Annotated in this window: 25 protein-coding genes; 10 read left to right on the top strand and 15 right to left on the bottom strand. The window is 69.2% G+C overall.

The annotated features are described in order from the left end of the window. The first annotated feature begins 7 nt into the window (after positions 1-7). From ligK to OHS16_RS30500, 3 genes are read left to right on the top strand one after another with little or no spacing between them, the layout of a single operon-like run. Complete coding sequence (gene ligK, locus OHS16_RS30510; protein ID WP_328540476.1) at positions 8-715, top strand: 4-carboxy-4-hydroxy-2-oxoadipate aldolase/oxaloacetate decarboxylase; 708 nt, start codon at positions 8-10, stop codon at positions 713-715. Then, on the top strand, positions 712-1,677 hold the full coding sequence (locus tag OHS16_RS30505; RefSeq protein WP_328540475.1) for an amidohydrolase family protein: 966 nt from the start codon (positions 712-714) through the stop codon (positions 1,675-1,677). Before ligK ends, OHS16_RS30505 begins: the two co-directional genes overlap by 4 nt. A 36-nt stretch (positions 1,678-1,713) precedes the next feature. Next, positions 1,714-3,081, top strand: a complete 1,368-nt coding sequence (locus tag OHS16_RS30500) for an MFS transporter (protein ID WP_328540474.1) — start codon at positions 1,714-1,716, stop codon at positions 3,079-3,081. A gap of 172 nt (positions 3,082-3,253) precedes the next feature. Here OHS16_RS30500 and OHS16_RS30495 read toward each other — a convergent pair whose 3' ends face one another. Then, the gene (locus OHS16_RS30495) at positions 3,254-3,664 is read right to left on the bottom strand and encodes a Fur family transcriptional regulator (RefSeq protein ID WP_328540473.1); all 411 of its coding nucleotides are present in this window, start codon (positions 3,662-3,664) and stop codon (positions 3,254-3,256) included. Between the two features lie 715 nt (positions 3,665-4,379). Here OHS16_RS30495 and katG point away from each other — a divergent pair. Beyond that, positions 4,380-6,605, top strand: a complete 2,226-nt coding sequence (gene katG / locus OHS16_RS30490) for a catalase/peroxidase HPI (protein ID WP_328540472.1) — start codon at positions 4,380-4,382, stop codon at positions 6,603-6,605. Between the two features lie 139 nt (positions 6,606-6,744). Here the strand turns inward: katG and OHS16_RS30485 are convergent, their stop codons facing one another. The 5 genes from OHS16_RS30485 to OHS16_RS30465 form a co-directional block, all read right to left on the bottom strand. Continuing rightward, entirely contained in the window at positions 6,745-7,329 is a 585-nt protein-coding gene (locus tag OHS16_RS30485) for a DUF998 domain-containing protein (RefSeq protein ID WP_328540471.1), read from the bottom strand. A gap of 436 nt (positions 7,330-7,765) precedes the next feature. Further along, a complete protein-coding gene (locus OHS16_RS30480) occupies positions 7,766-8,404 on the bottom strand; it encodes a hypothetical protein (RefSeq protein ID WP_328540470.1) in 639 nt (212 codons plus the stop codon). A gap of 272 nt (positions 8,405-8,676) precedes the next feature. Beyond that, positions 8,677-9,642 (bottom strand): GNAT family N-acetyltransferase, encoded by a 966-nt coding sequence (locus OHS16_RS30475; protein ID WP_328540469.1) that lies wholly within the window; start codon positions 9,640-9,642, stop codon positions 8,677-8,679. 158 nt (positions 9,643-9,800) lie between these two features. Beyond that, positions 9,801-10,487, bottom strand: a complete 687-nt coding sequence (locus tag OHS16_RS30470; protein ID WP_328540468.1) for a maleylpyruvate isomerase N-terminal domain-containing protein — start codon at positions 10,485-10,487, stop codon at positions 9,801-9,803. A 225-nt stretch (positions 10,488-10,712) separates the two neighbouring features. Further along, entirely contained in the window at positions 10,713-11,108 is a 396-nt protein-coding gene (locus tag OHS16_RS30465; protein ID WP_443042809.1) for an iron chaperone, read from the bottom strand. A gap of 219 nt (positions 11,109-11,327) precedes the next feature. Between OHS16_RS30465 and OHS16_RS30460 the strand changes: the two genes are divergently transcribed. Then, positions 11,328-11,918 (top strand): TetR/AcrR family transcriptional regulator, encoded by a 591-nt coding sequence (locus tag OHS16_RS30460; RefSeq protein ID WP_328540466.1) that lies wholly within the window; start codon positions 11,328-11,330, stop codon positions 11,916-11,918. On the opposite strand, the gene OHS16_RS30455 is transcribed toward OHS16_RS30460, so the two are convergent. Both OHS16_RS30455 and ligD read right to left on the bottom strand, forming a co-directional pair. Further along, positions 11,915-12,058, bottom strand: coding sequence for a hypothetical protein (locus OHS16_RS30455; RefSeq protein WP_328540465.1), 144 nt, complete (start codon positions 12,056-12,058; stop codon positions 11,915-11,917). The genes OHS16_RS30460 and OHS16_RS30455 overlap by 4 nt on opposite strands. 13 nt (positions 12,059-12,071) lie before the next feature. Further along, the gene (ligD, locus tag OHS16_RS30450) at positions 12,072-12,986 is read right to left on the bottom strand and encodes a non-homologous end-joining DNA ligase (RefSeq protein ID WP_328540464.1); all 915 of its coding nucleotides are present in this window, start codon (positions 12,984-12,986) and stop codon (positions 12,072-12,074) included. Positions 12,987-13,168: 182 nt separating this feature from the next. On the opposite strand from ligD, the gene OHS16_RS30445 reads away from it, so the two are divergent. The 5 genes from OHS16_RS30445 (at position 13,169) to OHS16_RS30425 (ending at position 17,505) form a co-directional block, all read left to right on the top strand. Continuing rightward, positions 13,169-13,852, top strand: coding sequence for an endonuclease (locus tag OHS16_RS30445; protein ID WP_328540463.1), 684 nt, complete (start codon positions 13,169-13,171; stop codon positions 13,850-13,852). A 500-nt stretch (positions 13,853-14,352) separates the two neighbouring features. Beyond that, positions 14,353-15,402 carry an acyl-CoA dehydrogenase gene (locus tag OHS16_RS30440; RefSeq protein ID WP_328540462.1) on the top strand — a complete coding sequence of 350 codons (1,050 nt, stop codon included), beginning with the start codon at positions 14,353-14,355 and terminating at the stop codon, positions 15,400-15,402. After that, positions 15,399-16,172, top strand: a complete 774-nt coding sequence (locus OHS16_RS30435) for a PIG-L deacetylase family protein (RefSeq protein WP_328540461.1) — start codon at positions 15,399-15,401, stop codon at positions 16,170-16,172. The genes OHS16_RS30440 and OHS16_RS30435 overlap by 4 nt, the downstream gene beginning before the upstream one ends. Continuing rightward, the gene (locus tag OHS16_RS30430) at positions 16,169-16,786 is read left to right on the top strand and encodes an SAM-dependent methyltransferase (RefSeq protein WP_328540460.1); all 618 of its coding nucleotides are present in this window, start codon (positions 16,169-16,171) and stop codon (positions 16,784-16,786) included. Before OHS16_RS30435 ends, OHS16_RS30430 begins: the two co-directional genes overlap by 4 nt. After that, on the top strand, positions 16,783-17,505 hold the full coding sequence (locus tag OHS16_RS30425) for a glycosyltransferase (RefSeq protein WP_328540459.1): 723 nt from the start codon (positions 16,783-16,785) through the stop codon (positions 17,503-17,505). The genes OHS16_RS30430 and OHS16_RS30425 overlap by 4 nt, the downstream gene beginning before the upstream one ends. Positions 17,506-17,709: 204 nt before the next feature. Here the strand turns inward: OHS16_RS30425 and OHS16_RS30420 are convergent, their stop codons facing one another. From OHS16_RS30420 to OHS16_RS30390, 7 genes are all read right to left on the bottom strand, one after another. Further along, positions 17,710-18,036 carry a plasmid stabilization protein gene (locus OHS16_RS30420; protein WP_328540458.1) on the bottom strand — a complete coding sequence of 109 codons (327 nt, stop codon included), beginning with the start codon at positions 18,034-18,036 and terminating at the stop codon, positions 17,710-17,712. A 505-nt stretch (positions 18,037-18,541) separates the two neighbouring features. Next, entirely contained in the window at positions 18,542-19,774 is a 1,233-nt protein-coding gene (locus OHS16_RS30415) for a GNAT family N-acetyltransferase (protein ID WP_328540457.1), read from the bottom strand. Between the two features lie 442 nt (positions 19,775-20,216). Then, entirely contained in the window at positions 20,217-20,660 is a 444-nt protein-coding gene (locus OHS16_RS30410; RefSeq protein WP_328540456.1) for an ATP-binding protein, read from the bottom strand. Between the two features lie 478 nt (positions 20,661-21,138). Then, positions 21,139-22,059, bottom strand: a complete 921-nt coding sequence (locus OHS16_RS30405) for a hypothetical protein (protein ID WP_328540455.1) — start codon at positions 22,057-22,059, stop codon at positions 21,139-21,141. Positions 22,060-22,160: 101 nt separating this feature from the next. Beyond that, on the bottom strand, positions 22,161-22,451 hold the full coding sequence (locus OHS16_RS30400; RefSeq protein ID WP_328540454.1) for a hypothetical protein: 291 nt from the start codon (positions 22,449-22,451) through the stop codon (positions 22,161-22,163). A 339-nt stretch (positions 22,452-22,790) separates the two neighbouring features. After that, positions 22,791-23,324: a GNAT family N-acetyltransferase gene (locus tag OHS16_RS30395; RefSeq protein ID WP_328540453.1), complete on the bottom strand. Its 534-nt coding sequence runs from the start codon at positions 23,322-23,324 to the stop codon at positions 22,791-22,793. Positions 23,325-23,506: 182 nt separating this feature from the next. Then, positions 23,507-24,007 carry a DinB family protein gene (locus OHS16_RS30390; RefSeq protein WP_328540452.1) on the bottom strand — a complete coding sequence of 167 codons (501 nt, stop codon included), beginning with the start codon at positions 24,005-24,007 and terminating at the stop codon, positions 23,507-23,509. Positions 24,008-24,235 lie beyond the last annotated feature (228 nt).

Genomic DNA, 24,235 nt, shown 5'->3' with positions numbered 1-24,235 from the left:
CAGAACCATGTACGAACTGGGAGTCGTCCACCAGGACATTTCCCGCGCATCCGGTGCCGATGTGACGGCGCTGGCCCCGCTGGGCGTCAGCACCGTCCACGAGGCGATGGGGCGCACCGGCCTGATGCGCCCCTACATCCGGCCGGTCTACGACGGTGCCGCGTTCTGCGGAACCGCTGTGACCGTACTGCTTCAGCCGGGCGACAACTGGATGCTGCACGTCGCCGTCGAGCAGCTGGAGCCGGGCGACGTCCTCGTGGCCGCCTGCACCACCGAGAACGAGGACGGCTTCTTCGGCGAGTTGCTGGCGACGTCGGCACGCGCACGCGGCGCCGCCGGCCTCGTCATTGACGGCGGCTGCCGCGACGTCGCCGCCCTGGCGGAGATGGACTTCCCCGTCTTCAGCCGGGCCGTGCACGCCAAGGGCACCGTGAAGGCGACCCTCGGGTCGGTCAACATCCCCGTGGTGTGCGCGGGCGCTCTTGTCCACCCCGGTGACGTCGTCGTCGCTGACGCGGACGGCGTGGCGGTCGTACCGGCCGGCCGCGCGGGCGAGGTCGCGGAGACGGGCCTCAGGCGCGAGTCGAACGAGGAGGACAAGCGGCGCCGGTTCGCGGCGGGTGAGCTGGGCCTCGACATGTACGGCATGCGAGAGCCGCTGCGGGCCGCCGGGCTCCGGTACGTCGGCGAGCGGACCGAGGGTCGGACCTCATGAACGCGCCCTCCGGCCCCCTTGCGCCGCACACGCCCTCCGGCCCTTCCGGTCCGTTCAGCAAGAGTCCTGGGTGGCTCGACTGGTACGCGGATCCGTCCACGCCCGCCCACACCCTCCCGGCGGGGACCGTCGATGCCCACTGCCACGTCTTCGGGCCCGGCGCGCAATTCCCGTACGCCCCCGAGCGTAAGTACACCCCGTGCGATGCGGGCAAGGAGCAGCTCTTCGCGCTCCGTGACCACCTGGGCATCAGCCGCAACGTCATCGTCCAGGCCACCTGTCACGGCGCCGACAACAGCGCCATGGTCGACGCTGTCCGCGCGTCGGGCGGCCGGGCGCGCGGCATCGCCACGGTCCGTCCCGGCGTCACCGACGCCGAGCTCGCCGAGCTGGCCGCGGCCGGTGTGCGCGGGGTCCGTTTCAACTTTCTGAAGCGCCTGGTCAACGCCGCGCCGAAAGAGGAGCTGGCGGCGGTCGCCGCGCGGATCGCCCCGCTCGGATGGCACATCGTCATCTACTTCGAGAGCGCGGACCTCGAAGAACTCGAAGGGTTCTTCGCGTCGCTGCCTGCCCCACTCGTGATCGATCACCTGGGGCGCCCCGATGTGAGGCAGCCCGTCGGCGGCCCTGAATTCACGCGCTTTCTGCGTTTCGTGGACCGTAACGACGCATGGGTGAAGGTGACCTGCCCCGAGCGGCTCACCGCCACGGGGCGCCCGGCTGTCAACGGCGAACTGGACCCGTATGCCGACGTCGTCCCGTTCGGGCGGCGGGTCGTCGAGGAATTCCCGGAATCCGTGCTGTGGGGCACCGACTGGCCGCATCCCAATCTCACCGGTCACATGCCGGACGACGCGCTGCTTGTCGACTACGTGCCACGGGTGGCCGTAACCTCCGAATTGCGGCACAAGCTGCTCGTGGACAATCCGATGCGGCTCTACTGGCCCGGCGAAGGTGTCTGAGCCCCTTCCACATTCATTCTCGCAAAGGGCCTGCCCATGCTGAACTCCAACGCCAAGAACCGGCTCGACCGGCTACCGATCTCGAAATTCCACAAGATAACCCTGGTAGCCGTCTCCTTCGCCTACTTCTTCGAATTCGCGGACATCAACAGCTTCGCGGTCACCGCCCCCCGGCTCATCAAGCTCTGGGGCATCACGGTGAACCAGGTGGCGTACGTCACGTCCCTGTCGTTCGTCGGCATGTTCGCCGGATCCGTCGTCGCCGCCTGGCTGGCGGACCGCTGGGGCCGCAAGACCGCGCTCAACATCACCACCCTGTGGTTCGGCGTCTTCTCCCTCACGTCGGTGTTCTCGTGGGATCTCGTCTCGCTCGGTGTCTTCCGGGTGCTGACCTCGGCGGGACTGTCCGCGATGACCGTCGTAGCCGTCATCTACGTCAGCGAGATGTTCCCGGCCGCGGTGCGCGGAAAGTTCCAGGCGTACGCCATCGTCATCGGCATCTGCGGCACCCCCGTCACGAACTTCATCGCCAGCGCCGTCGTACCGCTCAACGACTGGTCGTGGCGGCTGGTCTACCTGTGGGGTGCTCTCGGCATCGCTTACCTGTTCTTCGCGCGGCACCTGAAGGAGTCTCCGCGCTGGTACGAGAACAAGGGCGACCACGCCGCGGCCGACGCCGTACTCACCGCGATCGAGAAGCAGGTCGCCGCCGAGAAGGGGCCCCTCGCCGACGCAGCGCCGCCTGTCGAGGCCCCCGTACGCGAGAAGGCGCCGCTGCGCATGCTGCTCCAGAGGAAATACCTCTGGCCGACGCTGCTGCTCGTGGTGCTGTGGGTCACCCAGACCATCGGATTCTTCGGCTACTCGAGCTGGGCGCCGACGCTGCTCGCCAAGGAAGGATTCAGCGTCGAGAAGTCCGTCTTCTACGTGGCGCTCAGCACGGTCGGCGCGCCCCTGGGCTCCTACCTGGCAGCCCTGGTGACCGACAGGTTCGAGCGCAAGTGGTGCCTGGTGGCGTTCGGTGCGGTCATCGCGCTGTGCGGCCTGTTCTACGGGCTGACGTTCAATCCGGTTCTGATCGTCGTCTTCGGCTTCCTCGTCAACCTCTTCGAGCGCGGCTACACGGCGCTGGGTTACGCGTACTCGCCCGAGCTGTTCGACACACACGGCCGCTCACTCGGCACCGGGATCTCGTACGGCCTCGGGCGCCTGTCCAACGCGGCAGGCCCGCTGATCATCGCCGGTCTGTACAACGGCTCCGGCTACCGGAGCGTCTTCTTCTTCATCGCGGGCACCTGGCTGCTCGGCTCGCTCGTCCTGGCAGTCTTCGGCCCCAGGACGAAGCAGGTCCCGGCCCTGCCCGCGGCACCGAGGGAGCCGGTCCCCGAGCTTGATCCGCTCTGACGGACATCGAAGATCAGAGGCTTCGGCTCCGGAAGGACGATGTCCGTCTCGCAGACGCCGGAATCCCGGGTACGCGATGTGCGGCGTCCTGCCGGGGTGGCCGGCAGGACGCCGCCGACGCGGTCCCACGGCGTCCGACGCCCGTGGCCGAGGACGATCGGCGCACCGCGTGTCAGGCGCAGGACGGACACAGGCCGCGGTACGTGACCTCGACCGCCGAGACCATGAATCCGAACCGTTCGCCTGACGGCAGATCGGCCAGCGGATCGCCGGTGGGGTGCACGTCGCGGATGGTGCCGCAGCCGGAGCACACCATGTGATGGTGCGGATGGTGCGCGTTGGGGTCGTATCGCTTGGCCCGGCCGTCCGTGGAGAACTCCAGGACCTCGCCGAGGGAGACCAGTTCGCCCAGGGTGTTGTAGACGGTCGCCCGGGAGATCTCAGGAAGTCGCCGTGTCGCGCGGGCGAGTACCTCGTCGGCCGTGAGATGCACATGATCTCCGTTCAGCACCTCCGCAACGACACGCCGCTGCGCGGTCATGCGCCAGCCACGCCCTCGCAGTCGCTCCAGCAGGTCACTCATGTCGGCTCACACCTCTTCACGTCCGGCGGGCTGTACGGCCTTACGCGTGCACGCATTCCGATCGACCACAGGTTTGGGTTACTTCTTGACTTGGACTCTGTCGATCGTAGGATCGGTTCCGGCACCGATGAAAGTACAGGAGAGTCCGATGCGGCAGGAAGACGAGGGCGTGGCGAAACCCGCGCCGGGAAGTCGCCCGGCACCGGGCTGCGCAAGCGGGTCGCCCGCGCCGCGCGGCGCCGCTCGGGACCGTCCGGGATCGACCGGACCCCTCCCTCGGGACGGTGGCCCACACTGTCCAGGCCGGTGACGTGGACCGTCCCGGGCCGTGTCCGCCGTGGCATTGCGGTGGCCTCCGCCGGGGGCAGTCACCTGAGCCGTAATCGTCTGCGCGCCGTGACGGACGACCGCCCGGTGTTCACCGCGACGGGACACGTGCACCGCATCGCGTCCCACCGTTCGGCGAGCCGAGCCGGTTCGCTGGACGAAGCGGCCATGACGGCCGAGCCCCGCGTCGCGAGGTGGTGCGTAACCTCCCCGGCGCCGACCGGCCACGCGGCACGACCGCGCCCGACGACCGTCCCGCCTCTCCCGCTGCGGCAGAGACCGAAACCCGAGCGACCCGCCGTGACCCGAACCTCCGCCGTCCCAGCAGCATCACCACCCCCCATGCGCAGTTCCTGAGCTGCGATCCGCCCGGCCTGGAAGGATTCCCATGTCTGAGAACCATGAAGCAATCGTTACGGACGCCAAAATGGAGGGCGCGGAGGGCTGCCCGGTCGCGCACGGGGCGCGCGCCCCGCACCCCACACAGGGCGGTGGAAACCGCCAGTGGTGGCCGGACCGGCTCAACGTGAAAATTCTTGCCGCGAATCCCGCGTCGGGCAATCCCCTCGGCGAGGAGTTCGACTACGCCGAGGCGTTCAAGGCCCTCGACCTTCCCGCGGTGAAGCAGGACATCGAAGAGGTGCTGACGACCTCTCAGGAATGGTGGCCCGCGGACTTCGGCCACTACGGCCCGCTCATGATCCGGATGGCGTGGCACAGTGCGGGCACCTACCGGATCAGCGACGGCCGCGGCGGGGCGGGATCGGGCCAGCAGCGCTTCGCTCCCCTCAACAGCTGGCCCGACAACGCCAACCTCGACAAGGCCCGTCGCCTGCTGTGGCCGGTGAAGAAGAAGTACGGCCAGAACATCTCCTGGGCCGACCTGCTGATCCTGGCGGGCAACGTCGCCCTGGAGTCGATGGGCTTCGAGACCTTCGGCTACGCGGGTGGACGCGAGGACGTCTGGGAGCCGGAGGAGGACGTCTACTGGGGTCCAGAGACCGCCTGGCTCGATGACCAGCGCTACACCGGCGACCGTGAGCTCGAGAATCCACTCGGAGCGGTCCAGATGGGCCTCATCTACGTCAACCCGGAGGGTCCCAACGGCAATCCGGACCCGCTCGCATCGGCCCGCGACATCCGTGAGACGTTCCGCCGCATGGCGATGAACGACGAGGAGACCGTCGCCCTCATCGCCGGCGGTCACACCTTCGGCAAGACCCACGGCGCCGGCCCTGCGGACAGCGTCGGACTGGACCCTGAGGCCGCTTCGCTCGAAGAGCAGGGTCTCGGCTGGAAGAGCACCTACAGCACCGGCAAGGGCGCCAACACCATCACCTCCGGCCTGGAGGCCACCTGGTCCAACGAGCCCACCAGGTGGAGCAACGGCTTCTTCGACAACCTCTTCGGCTACGAGTGGGAGCTGACCAAGAGCCCGGCCGGGGCCCACCAGTGGAAGCCGAAGGACGGCGCGGGCGAGGGCACAGTCCCGCACGCGCACGACTCCTCGAAGAGGATCGCCCCGACGATGCTCACCACGGACCTGGCGCTGCGCGTCGACCCGGTCTACGGACCGATCTCCCGCAACTTCCACGAGAACCCCGACCAGTTCGCCGACGCCTTCGCCCGCGCCTGGTACAAGCTGACCCACCGCGACATGGGCCCGAAGTCGCTCCTCCTCGGCCCGGAGGTCCCGGAAGAGGTCCTGATCTGGCAGGACCCGCTGCCGGACGCGGACCACGACATCATCGGGGCCGAGGATGTCACCGCCCTCAAGACGAAGATCCTCGCCTCGGGGCCGTCCGTCGCGGACCTGGTCTTCACCGCGTGGGCGTCGGCCTCCACGTTCCGCCACACCGACCGTCGCGGGGGCGCCAACGGCGCCCGTATCCGCCTCGAGCCGCAGCGCGGCTGGGCGGCCAACGACCCCGACCGGCTGGCGACCGTGCTGCGCGCGCTGGAAGGCGTCCAGCAGGAGTTCAACTCCGGTGCCAAGAAGGTCTCCCTGGCCGACCTGATCGTGCTCGGCGGCAACGCGGCCGTCGAGAAGGCCGCCAGGGACGCCGGCCACGACGTCGAGGTGCCGTTCACCCCGGGCCGCGTCGACGCCACGGAGGAGCACACCGATGTGGAGTCCTTCTCCGCCATCGAGCCGGCCGCCGACGGATTCCGCAACTATCTCGGCAAGGGCAGCCTGCTGCCGGCCGAGTACCTGCTGATCGACCGGGCCAACCTGCTGTCCCTGAGCGCCCCCGAGATGACCGTTCTTGTCGGTGGGCTGCGCGTGCTGGGCGCGAACTCCCAGCAGTCGCAGCTCGGTGTCCTGACCTCGACCTCCGGGGTCCTGACCAACGACTTCTTCGTCAACCTGCTCGACCTCGGCACGACGTGGCACGCGACGTCCGATGACGCGAACACGTACGAGGGCCGCGACGCCGCGACCGGCGAGATCACCTGGACCGGCAGCCGTGCCGACCTCGTCTTCGGCTCGAACTCCGAACTGCGCGCGCTCGCCGAGGTCTACGCGAGCGACGACGCGCAGGAGAAGTTCGTGACCGACTTCATCGCGGCGTGGAACAAGGTGATGAACCTCGACCGGTTCGACGTCGCCTGATCTGCGCGCCTGGCCGACCTCTGCGTCGGCTCAACGCCGGCCGACCCGCTGACTCGGCCGGCTCCGGCGGCCCCTGAACCGGCGCAGGCGGTGGCCCCCATGTCTGTGGGGGCCACCGCCCGTCCGTTGTGTACGTGCGTCAGTCAGGGCGCCGCTGACAGGAGATGACCACCACGAAGGGCCACAGCGCCTGAACGAAAGTCAGCACACGCTCGGCAACGCCGGGTGCCCCTCCACTCTTCAGCTCGGCCAGGAACCACACCGCGCTCGCGCACATCAACGCACTCGCCGTGAGCGACACACCGAACCGCAACCCCCACGGCGCTGATTTGCTCTTACGGTCGGCAGCCAGCGGAGGCCACACCGCAAGCAGTACGAAGCCGACTCCGGCCACAGTCCCGTGCTTCAGTGCCCCGCCGCTGGTGGGCGCGGGCACCAGCGTCAGCGCGAACGCCGTCAGTCCGCCACCGGCCAGAGCCAACCGCCCGGCCAATGCCGCCGCACGAAGTCCGTGCGCCGTGGCCACGTAGCACGTTCCCAGCCCGAACAGTATCGCCGTCATGAGCCAGTAGCTGCTGGCTCCGTAGGACGCCAGCACACTGAGGGTCTGCCTCACAGGGTCGTACCCCGGGCCTTGCCGCAATTGCGCAATCGTCCAGGCACCGACCAGAAGCGCAGGGGCACACCCGGAGGAGAGCAAGGCCCACCAGGGAGCAAGTCGCATCGAACAACCATAAACCAGCAGGAACCGGCATAACACTGACCGCTTCTCGTTTCCTGCGACGACGGCGGATCGACAGTCGGTACGCGGGCTGCACAGCGCACCGGCGAACCGCAGCTCCGCGAGGACGAGTGTCAGCCGTGCGAACACCTGGCGGCCTGGGGCCCACTTCTCCGGCACCCGGCGACCCGGGGCAGGGAGAAACGCGCTTCTCGTCGAAACGGCTGTGAACCGCCTCCGACAAGTGAGGCCGCACCAGCAACGGGCAAGGGAAGCGACCCCCGGGCGCCAGGCCACCATCCTCGGAAACCCGGACCGACCGACCGAGGGGTCCGAGGCCGCCGCCCGGACGAAGCAACACGCCCGCACACCTTCTTCCGCGGGTGCGGGCGTGTTGTTCCGTCCGGCGCGTCGTGCTCGTGTTCCCCGGGCCGGGCCGTCAGCGCGGCAGGTGCGCGAGGAGCTCGATCAGCCGGGCCGGGAGGAAGGCAGGCCGGGAGGGTTGCCCGACCTGGAAGGCGAGGTAGCCGAGCGAGGCGGCGGCATCGATCTCCTCGGCCGTCTCGGCCTGGTAGACGAGGTGGCAGCCGCCGGAGTTGGCCCTGGCACGCTCCCAGAGAGCGGGCGCCGGTTTGCGCTCCGCCTCGGTGCGCGGGGTGAGGATGCGGTCGCCGAAGTCGTCCCAGGCGAAGGGAACGGAGCCCTTCCAGCTGGTGTCGACCTCCTTCTTCAGCCTGGCCGCGCGCTCGGCATCGGTCGTGCCCCAGGAGGACGGCACGTTGGTGATCAGCCCGACCTTGATGTGGCGTTCCCGCAGCGTGCGCAGGTAGGCGGATGCACCCGGCTGGTAGCTCGTACTCCCGTCGTCAGCCGTGTGCACCAGAGTCTCGCCCAGGTCGAAGTACGCGACAGCGCAGCCGCGTTCGGTGCCGGCGCGAGAGGGGGCGGGCTTTCCCGTGTCCCCGGCAGCGGTCCCCGGCACCGCCGCACTCGCCGTCGCGACCAGCACGGTCGACGCCGCTGCGGCACCCAGCGCGAGGCTCACACGGGCGAGGCCCCGGGAGGCAGATCTGTTCATGGCGTCGGTCCCCTTTTCCTTGACGCACTACGACCATGCGTAATGTCCAGTACATGACACATGACTTCTGCGCGCTTGCACAGGCGACGCGCGCGTACCTGGAGATCCTCCTTCATGTCTCCGGCCTACGGTCTACCCCGCTCTACCCCTGAACACCACGTGCCAGTCGGATCGCTGCTTCCGAGTCCCCCGCACGGTCCGGCACCACCTCTACGGTGCCTCGCCCGAACGCGACGTCAGCTTCCGGACCTGAAGCGTCACGGCACTGGGTCTCATGACTCCGGCGGCCCCATGGTTCCGGCTGATTCCGGCGCCGAGTAGATCATCCGGATCTGAGCAGTCCGGTAGCCGGCCCGGGCGAAGGCGGCGGCCATCGGCGCGTTCCCCGTGTCCGTGGTGGCTGTGATCAGCTCGGCTCCCGCCTCCGCGTGTACACGGGTGATCTCGGCGAGCAGACCGTCGACGTAACCGCGGCCGCGGAACTCGGGGATGATGCCCAGGTAACCGACGTTGCGGTTGTACGGGGTCGCCGACGGGATCGCCAACCCCACGGTCTCCCCCTGGGCGTTGCGGGCCAGCCGCCACCACTCGCGCTCCCCCGGACAGCCGAGATAGAAGTCCATCTCGTCCCGGGCAGTGGCCTCGACACCCTTGGCAGCCAGGTTCCTGCGGGTCTCGCCGTCCAGGCTGCCCACCGCGACCTGCCGGAACACCCGCAGGAACTCCTCGTCCGAGGCCCCGGCGAAGGTGAGGCCGCCACCGGTCGGGAGGCCTGCGTCCGGCGTCCACTCCAGGCGCAGCCGTTCCACCTCGTCGGTGAGCCCGGCTGCCACGGCGGCATCGCGCCGCCAGGCCAGTGCGTCCGTGACGGATGCCTCCTCGCGCCAGCCGTTCGGCAGTGTCACGTTGTAGAGCGGCAGTTTGGGCGCGCCCTGTTCGGCAAAGGCCTTCAGGCTCGCGGTGAGCAGCCCGGCAGCGACCATCGTACGGTCGTCGACCGCGGCATCGACATGCAGGCAGTCCAGGGCAATGGGGTACTCACTGGCCGGCTGCCCCCACCACAGGGCCCGGGCCACCACGCGGTCGCCGTCCTCGGCGATCCAGGTCCACTCCGGCCGGTACATCCCCTGGCCCAGTTCATCGAGGTAGCGGTCGGCGGGAATCCAGCTGATGGGTTCGTCGACCGTAACAGCGACAACGCGGTCGCGATCGGCGTCGGTCGTGGGACGGAACAGCATGCGCTCTCCCTGATTCTTGGCATAAGCCATGTTGGTTGTACCGGCGTTGAGGGCCATTGAGTCGGTTCAGCGTGGACCCGGTCCGGCCTCCTGGGCTTGCCCGTATGCACGGTGTTCCGCGGGGTGATGGGCGGACGTTCGGCGTGAGAGTGTCGGGGTTATCCGAACAGTGGCAACCGGTCGGCGTCGGTGCCGAGTTCGAGGTGTTCAGCGGCGGTCAGTGACCGCCGGCCTGTGGCTGCCCGCGCATAGTCCCCGTCGCTCCAGTTCACGGGTACCGGATGGCCGAGCAGACCATCGAGGATGAGCCGTACACACGCCAGCCCGGCCGCACTCGGCCGGGGGGCGGCTTCCGGAAGGTCAGCCACGAGGTCCAGGTGATGAACCGTGGCCTCGACGGTGAGGGTGGTCATCAGATCGGCGGCGGTGAGTACATGTCCCTGTGTGCCGACGAGTTGCTGGGGATCGCTGCGCTCCGCAGCGGTGAGCACCGCTGCTGCGGTCTCCAGGTACAGTCCTCGCAACTGCTCGAAGTCCAGGAACATACTGGCCCCCACCCGGGTGTACCGCCGTCCGTTGGCCGCACCAGCTGTGCCCGGCCGCCAGTCGGCCCAATAGGTGACGGCATCGCGGTCCGAAGGACCGGCTGCGGGTGTGTGCAGAGCCACCAGTCCCCGCTGTGCGTCAGCCACGCAGTGGAAGACGAGATCCCGCACGGCCCATCCCTCGCATCCACTCGGCAGCCAGGACTCCTCGTCGCTGAGCGAGGTCACGACGCACGCAAAGGCCCCGTACGCGTCTTTCAGGACGCTGACCGCCTCATGTCCTGTCTTCCCTTGCCCCATGGCCCGTGTCCTTCCCTCTCCACCGGGCCGCCGCGCCGCGTGGTCGTTCGGAGCTGCCGCAGCCAACTCGGCAATCGATCATAGACAGCTCTGCCTTGCCCGGGCCTCGCTCATCCGATCGACGCATCGCGGGCGGACATCACGCCCACCTACCCGATTACACGTCATGCCGGTCCGAGAGACGCTCCGTTGGATGGATACGCGGGGGCCGGAGGTGTCAGCCCGTCAGCTCACCGCCTGCTTCACGAGAGCGGCGATCCGAGCCTCCACCTCGGCCGTCACTTCGGTCAGGGCGAAACCGGCCGCCCACATCGTGCCCTCGTCCAGCTTCGCCTGGTCGCTGAACCCGAGCGTCGCATAACGCGCCTTGAACTTCGCCGCGCTCTGGAAGAAGCAGACGATCTTGCCGTCCAGCGCGTAGGCGGGCATCCCGTACCAGAGCTTCGGAGCGAGGGCGGGGGCCGTGGCGGCGATGACGGCGTGGACCCGCTCGGCCATGATCCGGTCCGAGCCGTGCATCTCGGCGATCTTCGCGAGCACGTCCCGCTCGGCCTCCGCTGCCTTGTCCGCGCGCGAGCTGCGGCGGGCCGCCTTCTTCAGCTCTTGCGCGTGGTCCTTCATCGCGGCCCGTTCCTCGGCCGTGAATCCCTCGTGCGTGTTGCCCTCGGTGCTGCTCACGGGCAGGTCCCCCTCGCGGATCGGATATGGCGCAATCCTGGGCGGTCGGTGGCGACATGCCATCGCATCCCCCATCGGCACGTGTCGTGCCGATCGAGACGGAATACTGCGCGCATCCGACGGCATTGTCAACGGCACGTCACGTGCCGATAAGGTGATGGCATGACGGACACGCCCGACACCCCGCGGCGCCGTGGCGCCGCACGTACCGAAGAACTCCTCCAGGCAACCCTCGACCTGTCCGGGGAGGTCGGTTACGCGGGCCTGAGCATCGAGGCGGTCGCCAGACGGGCAGGGGTCGGAAAACACACGATCTACCGGCGCTGGCCGTCCAAGGCGGCGCTGCTGCTCGACGCGCTCAGTTTCGTGTGGTCCAGCGACCTCGACTATCGCGACACCGGCGACGTCCGCGCGGATCTGCGCGAACAGTTCCTGCGCTCCAGCCTCGCCCTCTCCAGCCCACCGATCGGTCCCGTCTACCGCGCCGTCATCGCCGAGGCGCAGGCCGACTCCACGCTGCGGGAGACAGTGCACGAACGTTTTCTGGCCACCGTCGAACAGAGCACCCTCGACCGGATTACCCGCGGCCAGCGGACCGGGGCACTGGCCGCGGAAGTGAACCTGGAATTCGCCGCCGAGGTGCTGTGCGGGACGCTGTACTACCGCCACCTGCTGTCGAACCGCCCCGTCGACGCGGAAGCAGTCGATGGGCTGCTGGACATGTTCATGGCCGCGTACGGAACCGGCGGCTAGGACTCGCGTACAGATCCCGCACACACCGCGTAGTGCGCGACACCACGGACGGCCCGTTTGCCGACGCCCACCTCGACGGACTTCTGCGCCGTCTCGACGTACCGGGCGGCGACCGTGGCGCAGGCGGACTTCTCCAGCATGTTGTCCTCGCCCTCAGCGCAGCTTGGTCAGTCTTTGCCGTGCCGCCAAGAGGGACCGCCTTCGGCCAGTGCCGGACCAGGGCTTGGACCCGGCGAGTTCCATGATGGCGTCCACATCACGCAACGACCAGCTCCGAGCGGTGAGTCCAGGGTCCTCGAGACGGTCCCAGGGCAGCGGTGCGGCGACCGGTGCCCCCTTCCTGGCGCGTACTGACCACGGGGCGACCGCGGTCTGGGCGTAGATGTTGCGCTGGATGTCGAGGTACAGACGGCCGCCGCGCCGATTCTTGCGAACGGCGGTGGTGAGCCGACCGGGGTCCCGGGCGGCCAGGACTTCGGCCGCGTCCCGCGCGAAGGCGTGGCATTCGTCGAAACTGGTGCGCCCGTCGAGCGGGACCGTCACATGCAGACCTCTGGAGCCGGTGGTCATCAGCATGGAGGGAAGCTTCAGTTCATCCAGCAGTTCCTTCGTCAGACGAGCGGCGTGACGCACCGCACCGAAGTCGTCCCCCGGCGGGTCCAGGTCGAACACCAGGCGGTCGGGGGCCTCCAGGTGCGCGGTGGTGGACAGCCAGCGGTGCAAGGACACACAGGCCTGGTCGGCGAGGAATACCAGGGTGGCTGAGTCGTCGCAGACGGTGTGCCGGACGGTACCGCCTTCCTTGGCCACCTCGGTGGTGTGCACCCAGTCCGGGTAGTGCTCCGGGGTGTCCTTCTGCATGAAGTGCGGCTGCGCGGTGATGCCCTCGGGGTGGCGTTCCAGCATCAGCGGACGCCCCTTCAGCTCGGGCACCATGTACCGGGCGATCCGCCGGTAGTACTCGGCGAGATCCGCCTTCGTCAGACCGTCGTCCCCGAAGAGCACCTTGTCCGGCCGGTGCACGGAGAGCGTGCGCCGGCCGGCGCGGACCCGATACGTGTCGTTCATGACTATGCGGTACCCCATCCCGTCCGCCCGAATTCTCTCCGGCACGTACCAGGCCTTCCGGCCGATGACCGTTGGACACCCGCCCCATCCGCCTGACCTCTGCTTCTGCGTCTGCCCGCCCGCTTTGAGACAATTCAGCCGTACGGAGTCCAAGCGCCGCACATGCGGTCAGGGAGGACGGCATGAACCCCAAGGCCGCACGCCGCGAAACCGCCCACGCCTTGCTCGACACCCATGGCCGGACCTACGCCTCACAGGCGGGAATCCGGCTCCGGGACACCCCCCAGCCGCTGTACCAACTGCTCGTCCTCGCCTGCCTCCTCAGCGCCCGCATCCGCGCTTCGGTCGCCGTCGATGCGGCACGTGAACTGTTCGAGGCGGACATGCGCACTCCCCGCCGTATGCAGGACGCCACCTGGCAGCAGCGTGTGGACGCACTGGGCGCGGGCCACTACAGGCGCTACGACGAGAGCACGTCCACCACCCTCGGCAAGGGCGCCGCATTCATCCGGCAGCGATACGGAGGCGACCTGCGGCGTCTGCGCGAGGAAGCCGGCGGTGACCCCGCACGCATGCAGGAGCTTCTCCGGGAACTGCCCGGGATCGGACCTGCGGGAGCGGACATCTTCCTGCGTGAGGTGCAAGGGATCTGGACCGAGCTGGAGCCCTACCTCGACGGCAAGGCTGTGCAAGGGGCGCAGCGCCTCGGGCTGCCGACGAAGTCCCGCGATCTGGCGAAGCTGGTGGCCACGGAGCACCTGGCGGTCTTCGCCGCGGCCCTCGTGCGGGCCGCGCTGGACAAGTCGGTGGTGGAAGACGTGAAGGAAAAGGTGGGTACGGCGGCGCGCAAGGACCGCAGACACTGACCCGGAAGCAACCACGAGCCCCACACCGACCAGGGCCGTCACCCCAGACAGAACAAGCCGGCTTACCACCCGGCCACGGCCGTTGGCCGACCCTGCGGGTACACCCCCGAGGTGTCAAGTACATGCTTATCGAACGGCCTCACCGAAGCGGGACAAGCGGGCTTCCTGACGGTTTCGGCGGCGGCCACCGACCTCCCGGTCGGGCGCATGCATCGGGACGGGAGGGGCACCCGAAGGCAGCGAGCCGACTTCGCCACCACATGTCACAGTATGAAAGCCGGCCGCACCAAGCCGCCCGCAGGCTCGGCGCTGACAGCGGAACCATGACGCCACGGTGAAACTGAGAGCGCGGGGCCGTACGGCATCTGGTACCTGTCATGGCAAGGAGACCGACATGCGCCGCACGCCCGGCCGCCCCTGCTGGAAGTCCTTCGGATCTGCGCATGCGGGCGCGGTCCGGTGGCATACGGGTTCTCCGTCGCGGGCCGAGGAGTTCTCGTATGCATGACATCTCCACTCCGCTGGGGTCCGCTCTCGAATGGCCTGCTGATCCGGACGATGATGCCGGGCTCAGCCCGGAAAGGGCCCGGCGCGAGACTGCTCAACAGTTCGCGGCCGTCGTCACGGACATTGCCTCCGGCCTGTTGGAATGCCCCCTGCCCGGTTCCGGCCGCACCCGGCAACGACTGACCACCCTTCGATCCGTCGCCCAACGGGACCTCTGCCTGGCGCGACTCGTGGAGGGCCATGTCGACGCGACCGCGATCCTCGCGGAGCTCGGGGGCCCCGCTCCGGGCCCTGGCGAACGATGGGGGGTCTGGGCGGCGGAACCACCCGGCGAAGGTGTCACCGCCACCCACACCGGAGCCGGCTGGCGCCTGAACGGTCTCAAGCAGTACTGCTCAGGTGCCCACAGCTGCACCCGAGCCCTCATCACCGCCACCGCCGAAGACGGCCGGCGCCTGTTCGCGATCAGCACGGGCGGCCCCGGCTGCCAACCCGTGAAGGGCACGTGGCAGGCCATCGGCATGGCCGGCAGCGACACCCCCGACGTACGGATCAGGGACCTGCCGGCCGACCCGGTGGGCGCCGGCGTGGAAGCGTACGTACAGCGCCCGGGCTTCCAGCACGGCGGTATCGGTGTGGCCGCCTGCTGGTACGGCGGGGCGCTCGCGGTCGCCGAAACCCTGCGGAGCACGGCACATCGCAGGCCGGACCCGCACACCGATGCCCACCTGGGTGCTGTCGAGATGCACCTGCACGCGGCGGGCGTGCTCCTGGACGAGGCCGCGGCCGAGATCGACCAGGACCCGCTGGACAGCAGCGGAACGGCCAGGTTGCGCAGTCTGCGGGTGCGCGCGTTCGTCGAAGAGGCGTGCAGTGCGACGCTGACCCACGTAGGCCGGGCCACGGGCGCCGGACCTCTGAGTCACGATCTGCGTCATGCCCGTAACGTCGCCGACCTGAGTGTCTATCTTCGCCAGCACCACGCCGAGCGCAACCTCGCGGAGCTCGGCGGTCTCGTCGCCCGCCCGGAGGAGACCCGATGACACACACGACGCCCCGGAGCCAGGAGCCGGCCGTCGATCTGATCCAGGCCCGGGGAACCGAGGAGAGCGAGTGGCGGGAGTGGGCCGGGTGGAGCGAGCTGCCGCAGCTCGCGCTGCCGGCCTCGGGACGCGCTGTCGTGGTCGCGGCCCACCCGGATGACGAAGTACTCGGTTTTGGCGGCTCCATCAGTCTGCTGGCGGCCTCAGAGCTCGACCTGACGGTGGTCACCGTGACCGATGGAGAGCGCTCGCATCCCCACAGCCGCGTGGAAACCCCCGAGTCCCTCGCGCGCATACGTGCCAAGGAGACGCGCGCTGCACTGGCTGAACTCGGAGCAGCGGACGTGGACATCGTCCGCCTCCATGTCCCGGACACCGAAGTCGCCCGTCACGAGGACCGTGTCGCCGCCGCGCTTGCCGACGTGATGATGGGGGCGGTCCTCTGCGCCGCACCTTGGACAGGGGACCTCCACACCGACCACGAGGCCGCGGGCCGTGCGGCGCTGACCGCATCGGACACGGCCGGAGTGCCCTGTCTGCACTACCCGGTCTGGATGTGGCATTGGGCGCACCCCGGTGACCACCGAGTGCCCTGGTCGGATGCCGCGCGCATTCCCCTGCCTCCCCCTGCGCTGGCCCGGAAGGCCGCGGCAATCCAGTGCTTCACCAGCCAGATCAGCCCGCTCGGACCGGAACCGGGTGACGCCGCGATCCTGCCGCCGGATGAGATCGCCCATCATCTGCGGCCCGCGGAGGTGGTGTTCCGGTGAGCACACCCGCTTCCTACTTCGAGGCGATGTACCGGCACTCGCCCGATCCATGGCACCTGGCCGAGCGCTGGTACGAGCACCGCAAATACGAGCTGACCCTCGCTGCCCTCGCCCAGCCGCGATACCGCCGTGCTTTCGAACCGGCTTGTTCCGTAGGCGAATTGACGCTGCGGCTGGCAGGACGGTGCGATGCGCTGCTCGCATGTGACCGCGTGGCGACCGCCGTCGCCACCGCTGCGCAGCGTGTCGCCGGGCACTCCCATGTGACGGTGGAGCACCGGGTCCTTCCCGAGCAATGGCCGGCAGGTACCTTCGACCTCATCGTCCTGTCCGAGTTGCTCTACTACTTCGACACCGCGGCTCTCGATCTTCTGCTGCACCGCTCGGTCGCCGCTCTGGAGCCGGGTGGCACCCTGGTCACCGTCCACTGGAACCATCCGGCTCAGGAACATCTGACCACCGGGACGGGCCTCGCATCGGTCCTCACACACGTGCCCGGCCTGACCCTCACAGCCGACCACCGCGAGGACGATTTCGTCCTTCAGACATTCAGCAGGCTGGGCCCGGACGGGTCCCGGCCGCCGTCGCCGGCGGAGAGAGAAGGGCTGGCATGAAGCCGGAAGCGATAGCGGTACTCATCCCCGCGCACAACGAGGAGAAGCTTCTGCCGCGCGCACTCGCCGCCGTCAACGCCGCCGCACGTCATCCCGCGCTGGCAGGGCTGCACGTGACGACGGTCGTGGCGGCGGATGCCTGCGTGGACGATACGGCGGAGGTGGCCGGCAGCGCGGGTGCGAGTGTGCTGCACCTGGGATCCCAGAATCCGGGCAAGGCCCGTGCCGCCGCCGCGCAGCACGCCATGGCCACACTCGGGGCCCCCGCCACCGTTACCTGGCTCGCCTCCACTGACGCCGACAGCGCCGTTCCGCCCGACTGGCTCGCATTCCAGATCGACCAGGCACGCGCCGGCTGGGAGGCGGTTGTCGGCACGGTGACTGTCACCCGCTGGCCTCCGCTCCCCCATCTCGCCGACCGTCACCATCAGCTCTACAACGCTTCACGACCCGGCTTCGGGAGGCCCTGGCACCACCCCCACGTCCACGGAGCCAACCTCGGGGTGGCTGCCGACGCCTACCGGAGCGTCGGTGGCTTTCCCGCCCTTCCCGTGGGCGAGGACCACGCTCTTGTCAGCGCACTCGTACGCGGCGGCCACCGCGTGCTGCGCACCCCGGGTTGCCCCGTCGAGACCTCGAGCCGATTGCACCCCCGGGCTGTCGGGGGCTTCGGCGACCAATTGGCCCGGTTGGCAGCTGAAACGGGATCGGTGCACTGACGCGCCGGGAAGGCGCCGTGGACGGGCGCCGCGCCGGCCCGAGCGCGGGCCACACCGGGTCCCGCGAAGCAAGTGGAGTTCGGCGTCCGTCCCACCGCCGCCCGCGGGCCCGGCCGCGCGCTGATGCCGGCGACAGGTTCCCCGTCGTACCGAGCCGCCACGGCTCGGTCTCCTTGCGACGCGGACTGAAGGTGGCGCCGGGGATCAGCGACCGAGGGCCTTTCGGAGCTCCTGTTTGTTCATGGTCGACCGGCCTTCGAGGTTCTTCTTCCTCGCCTCTTCGTACAGCTGGTCCTTTGTGGGGCCCTGCGGGCCGCTGTGCGAGCGCTCGCCGCCCCGCTGCGACGCGGACTTCGGGTCACGCGTGGAAACCCTGCTGGACGTCTTGGCCTCTCCGGACCGCGCCCGTTCCTTGTTGACGGTGCGCGAGGCAATTTCCTTCGCCCGGCCCTCCGAGGTCCCCCGCTTCTCTGCACCTTCCTTGATGTGCTCGTACTGCCGCTCTCGTTTTTGGCTCGATCCTGCCGGCATGGCCTGCTCCTCTGGCTCTCTGGTCTTCACTCAGCGCCTGCCCGCAGTCCAGGGGGCGATGCCTCCCGCAGCGGTGCGCCCCTCCACTCCACGCGGAAATACGCTTGGGCGCGACAGCAGTGAGCCGACCGAGCAGGTCGGGCAGGTCGGGTCGGGCAGGCGGCCTGTCACGTTCTCCTTGGCATTGGCGCCGCGCGAAAGCCGTAACCACGACGGAGGAAATCGGCCGGAGCCACTCTTTCTCTGGTTGACCAACCGGGCTTCCTCACAGGCCCCGGTTCCATCGAAGACCTTGCGCTGTTCTGTTGCGACGGACGCACCGCCTTCCTTCGTCAGTACCGCGTCCCGACGGGGATGGCGACGAGGCGGAGTGCGGCGTGGCCGGCGATGGCGAGCTTGTCTGTTCGCGTTCCTACGGCCTGGCCCCCCAGCTCAGCCCGGTTGATGGCCGCTCGACAGTGTGGGGTGCCTTGACGAGACCCGTGCGGGGTCGGCGGGCGCGCGGTCAGAACCAGTGCAGGCAGTGCGGGGACCGCTCGGCGCGGAAGAGGGCGTCAGCGAGCGCGGCGGCGCCCGGGCTGTGGGCCCGGATGTGTCCGGCACGCACGAGCGTGCTCGGGGCGGTGCCTCCGAGGTAGACCGAGCCCAGATCGCTCACGTCCAGGGACAGGTCGGGCTCCCGGTCCGTCGGGACGCAGTCGGCCTTGCCGTTCCGGACGGTCAGCAGGTAGCGGTTGTGCTCGCCGAGGAACGGATCGACGACGTCGAGAACGAGTTCGCCGTCCACGAACCAGCCGCGCGCGGTCAGCGCACGCGGGATGTCCAGCAGCCGCACCCAGAGCCAGTCGGTGTCGTTGCTCACCTGTCCGGCGCGGAAGTCCGCGAACTGCCAGCGCAGCGGGTGGTCGGGCGGGAAGTGCTTGAACACGACCTGAGTGACCAGGTCGTGTCCGAGCACGCATCGGGCCAGGGCTGTGAAAACGGTGTCGTCGGTGGCAATGGTCTCGTCGACCGTCAGGGTGCCGGGTTCGCCAACGGAATAGCTGGCGTACCCGTCCGGGACGCCGTCGGCGTCACGGTGGACGACGACGTAGCGCGGCGCCGCAGAAACCGGGGGTTGCCCCGCGCCCCTTGCCCACCAGCGGTGCGGCCGGGACAGCGCGCCGGGCTGTGCGCGGCGGTACCGGTCGTAGACCACTTCCAGGATCTCGCCGCACTCGGTACGCCGCAGCAGCTCGATCGTGCCGGTGTCCGAACCGCTCGCTGGGGCGTCGGTCCTGCCTCGCGACCGGGGGAGGGCGAGGGCGCCCTGGTGGCGCGGCACCGTCAGCCGCCGCGTGTAGGTCGCAGGTCCGTAGCCGAACCTGCGGTAGATCAGGGCCTCGGACGCCAGCAGGACGGAGAGGAAATCCCCCCGGGCGCGCAGCTGGGTGAGCTGATGCCGCATCATCGCGCCGGCCACGCCCTGGCGTCGGTGCGAGGGCAGGACGCCGACGGCGGTCACTCCGCCGGCCGGGACGAGGTTCTCACCGGGCAGGGTGAGCTCGAAGGAATACGCACCGGCGGTGCCGACGGGCCGCCCGTCCGCCGCCAGGGCGAGCAGGCCACGGTCCATTTCGAGCGCCGACCACCAGACGCCGCCGCCCTCGGCCGGGGTTTCCGGGAAGCGCCCGAACGCGGCATGGAGTGTGTCGACGAAGACGTCGAGGTCCTGCTCGGTCGTGGGACGGATCTCCATTGCTGCCACTGCCTCCCCGGGATACCGGCACCATGACTCGTGGTGTCCCGCCACAGTGCAGCGTCGCCCCGCGGCCAGGTCAAGCGGTTTATCGCCAGGCCCGCGCCCGGTCACAGCACGGCCGGTTTCAGGCCGGCCCCGGAGGAGTTGCGGTGCTCGGACGGAGCAGCGGTCATCTCCGCCGCCGCTCGCAGGGGCAGGCTCGGCCCTCCGCTCCACCACGGGTGTAACCGCTGTGGCGCTGTCGGAGGCCATGGAAACTGTCGTCTGTCGTAGAGATCCCTGAAGGATCGGGTAGCCATCGCCCATCAGCCGGGGGATCAACGCTGAGAGGCACGTCAGGCAGGTGCTACTGGCGCTGCTCACAGACCCCAACGGCGTCTGCTGCGCACAACGGGAACGCGGAGGAGGCGAGGCGACCCCGCGCCCGACAGGGCAGCTTTTACTTCTCGCCGTCGGCGGCCTCGTTCATGAGACGGGCGGTGATCTTCTTACCGACCGGGTGTGATTCGGCTGTGAGGCTTTCAGTGAGGGCCAGAACAATCTCCAGCCCGTGGCCTCCTATGCGCTCCGGATTCTTGCGCCCCGCGTGCGGGATCGTTGTGGAGCTGTCCCACACCGTGAGCTCCACCGCTCCCGGCTGGATCCCGATCTCGACGAGAACCGGGCCGGGCGCGTACTTGAAAGCGTTGGTCACCAGCTCCGAGACGACCAGTTGCGCTGTCCCCAGCAGCGCAGCAGGTGAGCTGTGGGCGTGAAGAAAAGCGGTCGCGAACAGGCGAGCCGCCCCGATGTCGCCGGGTTCACCTTCGAAGACGGCTGCGGCGTTCTGCACCGTCACGACATCCTGTGGGGCGTCACTGCCCATCGCGCTACTGAGGCTCATAACCAACCCACTCCCCCGTTCGCGCCGACGTGTCAGCCGCCGGTCGACAGGGGTCCCTCCCCCTGGTCGGCAGACCCAGACAATATCAATGCCTCCACCCGACGCCCCTGCGCACTCGTCGCTGCACGCCGGACAGCCCACATCGTCCAGCCGCCTGGACCATGCGTCTCCGCCGGGAGGGCTGGGACGTACGGGTGAGACCCGCACCATGCTGCGGTGCAGTGAAACGGAGTGCTCGTGGACGCCACGCTCGACGTATATGAGTACCACCGCCGGGTGTTCTCCCGTTCGTGGAACGAGACCGTGCCCCGTGACCTCCTGTGACCGACTCGTCCCAGCTCCACCAGGCGGCGGCATGCGGCTGCCGTGATCGGGCGAGGTCATGACGGCAAGGAGCCCCGACTTCGCCCGACCGGCAGCCCTGGGGCAGTCGGGACACAGGTGAAGCGCCACCAACAACACTGCGTCCCACGGAAGTTCAGCCGACGTGCAGGGTCAGCGCGGCGGTATGCAGCTTCCCACCAGTCCGGAACTGGAGGAACAGGCGCCAGTTCCCCGACTTCGGCAGTTCGGCGTGGAAGGACAGTTCCGGTCCGCCGTGGTCACCGTTCACCTTCGTTTGCGGGTGGAGATGGGCGAATGCGGTGTCGCCCTCGTGGAATGCGGTGAGGTGGGCGTACGAGTCCAGGTAGGGCTGAAGGCCGGCGACGGGCTTCCCGTTCCTGGTGATGGTCACGATCAGCGGGTGCGCCATCCCGGCCATCGGCTTGCCCTTGACGGCGACGGTGTACCCGTCGGTCTCCGCGGTGGAGGCTGCGGCAGGCAGCGGGACCCTGGCCGCCGCGCCGGGGACGGTGACGGTGCGGCTGAGCACGAGAGCCCGGCCCCTGCCTGCGCCGCTGTCGGGGGTGAAGGAGGCGAACAGCCGCCAGGAGCCGGGCGCCAGGGAGGCCGGCCTGGCGGTCCAGGCGCCGCCCTCGGCCATGGTGGGGTGGATGTGCTGGAAGCCGGTCAGGTCCGCTCGGATGGCGTAGAAATGCATCCGCTTCGTCTGGTCCACGGCGAAGTCGGTGACCGGCTTACGGTCCGGGCCGGTGACGGTGAACCGATACGCAGCGTGTCCGCCCGCCGGCAGTGTCATGTCCCGGCTGGTGAGGCGAAAGCCGTGCTCGGTGTCGGACAGACCGCTTCCGTCGGCCATGTGGTCCATGCCGGGCATACCGCCCGTCGACGGGGTCACCCTCGGCGTGGAAGAGGCGGAGGGCTTGGTGCCGTGGTCCATGCCAGGCATCGAGGATTCGCTGGAGGAGCCGCAGGCGACCAGCGTCAGCGCCAGGGCAGCAGCGGTCGCGGCCCCGAGGGCACGACGACGCGCGGCGGAGTGGGAAGAAGTGAACATGCCGAGAGTCTTTCCGGGTGGGCGCACCACGCCGGGCGGGCGCGCGGGGGATGAGCAGGTCACGTCACCGGCCCGGTCGTCCGGGTTCCGGCGCCGTCCTGTCAGGTCCGCGCGATACCCACCTGGATCAGCAGACTTCGCCCCACGGTCGGCGGTGGCCCGTGCCGGCCCGTGCAGCCGAGGATGCGAGGGCGAGCTGCCAGGCGTGCCGCCGGCACCGCGCCGAGGTTCGCCAGGCCGCCGACCGGGAACTGGGTCCTTTCGCGTGCGGGGGTCGAGACGCACATCGCCCCATGCTCCGTCGAGAATGCCCCGGCCCGCTGACTGCCCAGATGCGCCATCGGCATGGAGTGCTCGGACTCCGTCGCCGCTGCGCCGTGACCTGCGGGCATCCGGGCGGCGGACGATGCACCGTGGCAGCCTTCAGCAGCGGTGGCCGGGGCGCCGTGCATGAGGAACAGACCGAACAGGAGCGCAAAGAGCACAGGCAGTCGCGCGATTCCCCGCGTGTGCCCGTGTCCAATGAATGCCACTGCTCATTCCCTCCTCGCATCGAGCGCGCCCGACAGACGCAACTCCCGACGATACCCCCGGCGGGTAGTCGGCCTCCGCCCGCGCCCGGACCGCCGCTCGGCCTCCTCGCCGGATTCGGCGACCACGACGCCGAGTCCGGCACGTGTGCGGACCTCGGCTTGGTCCTGAGCCAGGGGGCTGCCCTCTGCGGGCGCGAGTCAATTCGGCGCCGAACCGGGGTGACCGACATCGATACGCGGAGCGGAGAAATCCCCGAGGCCGCGACGATACGTCAGGCCGGGTCGACCGGAGAGCCGCGTCTCACCGGTCACTGCGAACCCGGTACGGGCCAGCACGGCTCGGGACGCCGCGTTGTCGAGGGTGGTGGCGGCCCGCAGGGCGGTCAACCCGTACGTGCCGGCGGCAAGGCCGCACACCTCCCGCACGGCCGAGGTGGCCAGCCCCCGGCCCGCGGCCCGTTCTGCGATCCGATACCCGAGCCCGGCAACGCCATCCGCCGCATCGACCAGGTTGACCCGCCCCAGCACTTCGTCCATCGCGCCGATCAGCACGTGGAAAAAGCAGACCCCGGCCCCCTGTTCGGCCAGCAGGTCACGATGCCGCTCGTCGAAACGGGCGAAGTAGTCCTCGCCCCGATCAGGGATGGACGCCGCGAAGTAGGCACGATTCTCCCGCTCGAAGGCGAGGAGCGCAGGGACATGGTCCGGACGAAGCAGCTGCAGCTCGGGCATAGGGAGGACCCTAGGCAACCGGTCCGTCCGTCCGCCATAGCGGGGGCGAACCTGCGCACCCGCTGGTGCGCCGTCGCGCGCCGGGCGAGGAAAAGGGAGGCCGCCTGAAGAGCCGCCGGGCGGCGGCGCCGAATTCGTGCCGTCAGCAGGACCCTGCGCCGGATCGGGCCTGTGACAGAACGCTACATACCGCGGCTGCCGTCGAGGCTCTCCCGAATGATGTCCGCATGGCCGGCATGCCGGGCAGTCTCCTCGATCATGTGGAGCAGGACCCAGCGCAGATTCCGGTCCGCCAGATCGGGTCGGCTGCACGGAGTCTCCAGCGCCAGACCTGCGGTGATTTCCCGTGAGATGGCCACCTGCTCCTCGAAGAAGCCCGTCCAGTGCTTCACCGAGTCCTGCTCGTCCACACGGAAGTCCTCGTCACTCCAGTCCTGACCCTCCGCTTCGGGCCACTCGCCAGGAAGCACCCACCCCGCGACGATGACCTGAAACCACCTGCGCTCCCAGAGTGCGGAGTGTTTGAGCAGGCCCATCAGGGACAACGAGCTCGCCGTCGGAGTTATGCGGGCGCTCGTGTCGGAAACACCATCGATTGTCCGAACCAGCGCGGCGCGCTGTGTGTCAAGAAAGCCGCAGAGGGCTTCCCGCTCGGTGGCGGTCGAGAACTCATTGGCTTTCATGTCCGGACGCTACCGCACCATAAGGACAGCTCCCCGGCCTGCGCCGTCCACGTGGGCACATGCCCACGTGCCCAATTGCCCACGTGCCAATGTGCCCATGTGCCCCACCGAAAAGGGCCCGGACGCAGCCTGCCGGCGCGGTGCCGGAGGGCCCGAGGCGGCACTCGCACCAAGTGCGGTGCTCGGGAGCACCGCACGTCACACGAACTCGGGGGCCGAATGCCGTCT

Origin of the sequence: Streptomyces sp. NBC_00344 (assembly GCF_036088315.1) — a bacterium.
In the GTDB taxonomy this organism is placed as follows: domain Bacteria; phylum Actinomycetota; class Actinomycetes; order Streptomycetales; family Streptomycetaceae; genus Streptomyces.
This window is presented reverse-complemented; position numbering and strand designations above follow the sequence as displayed.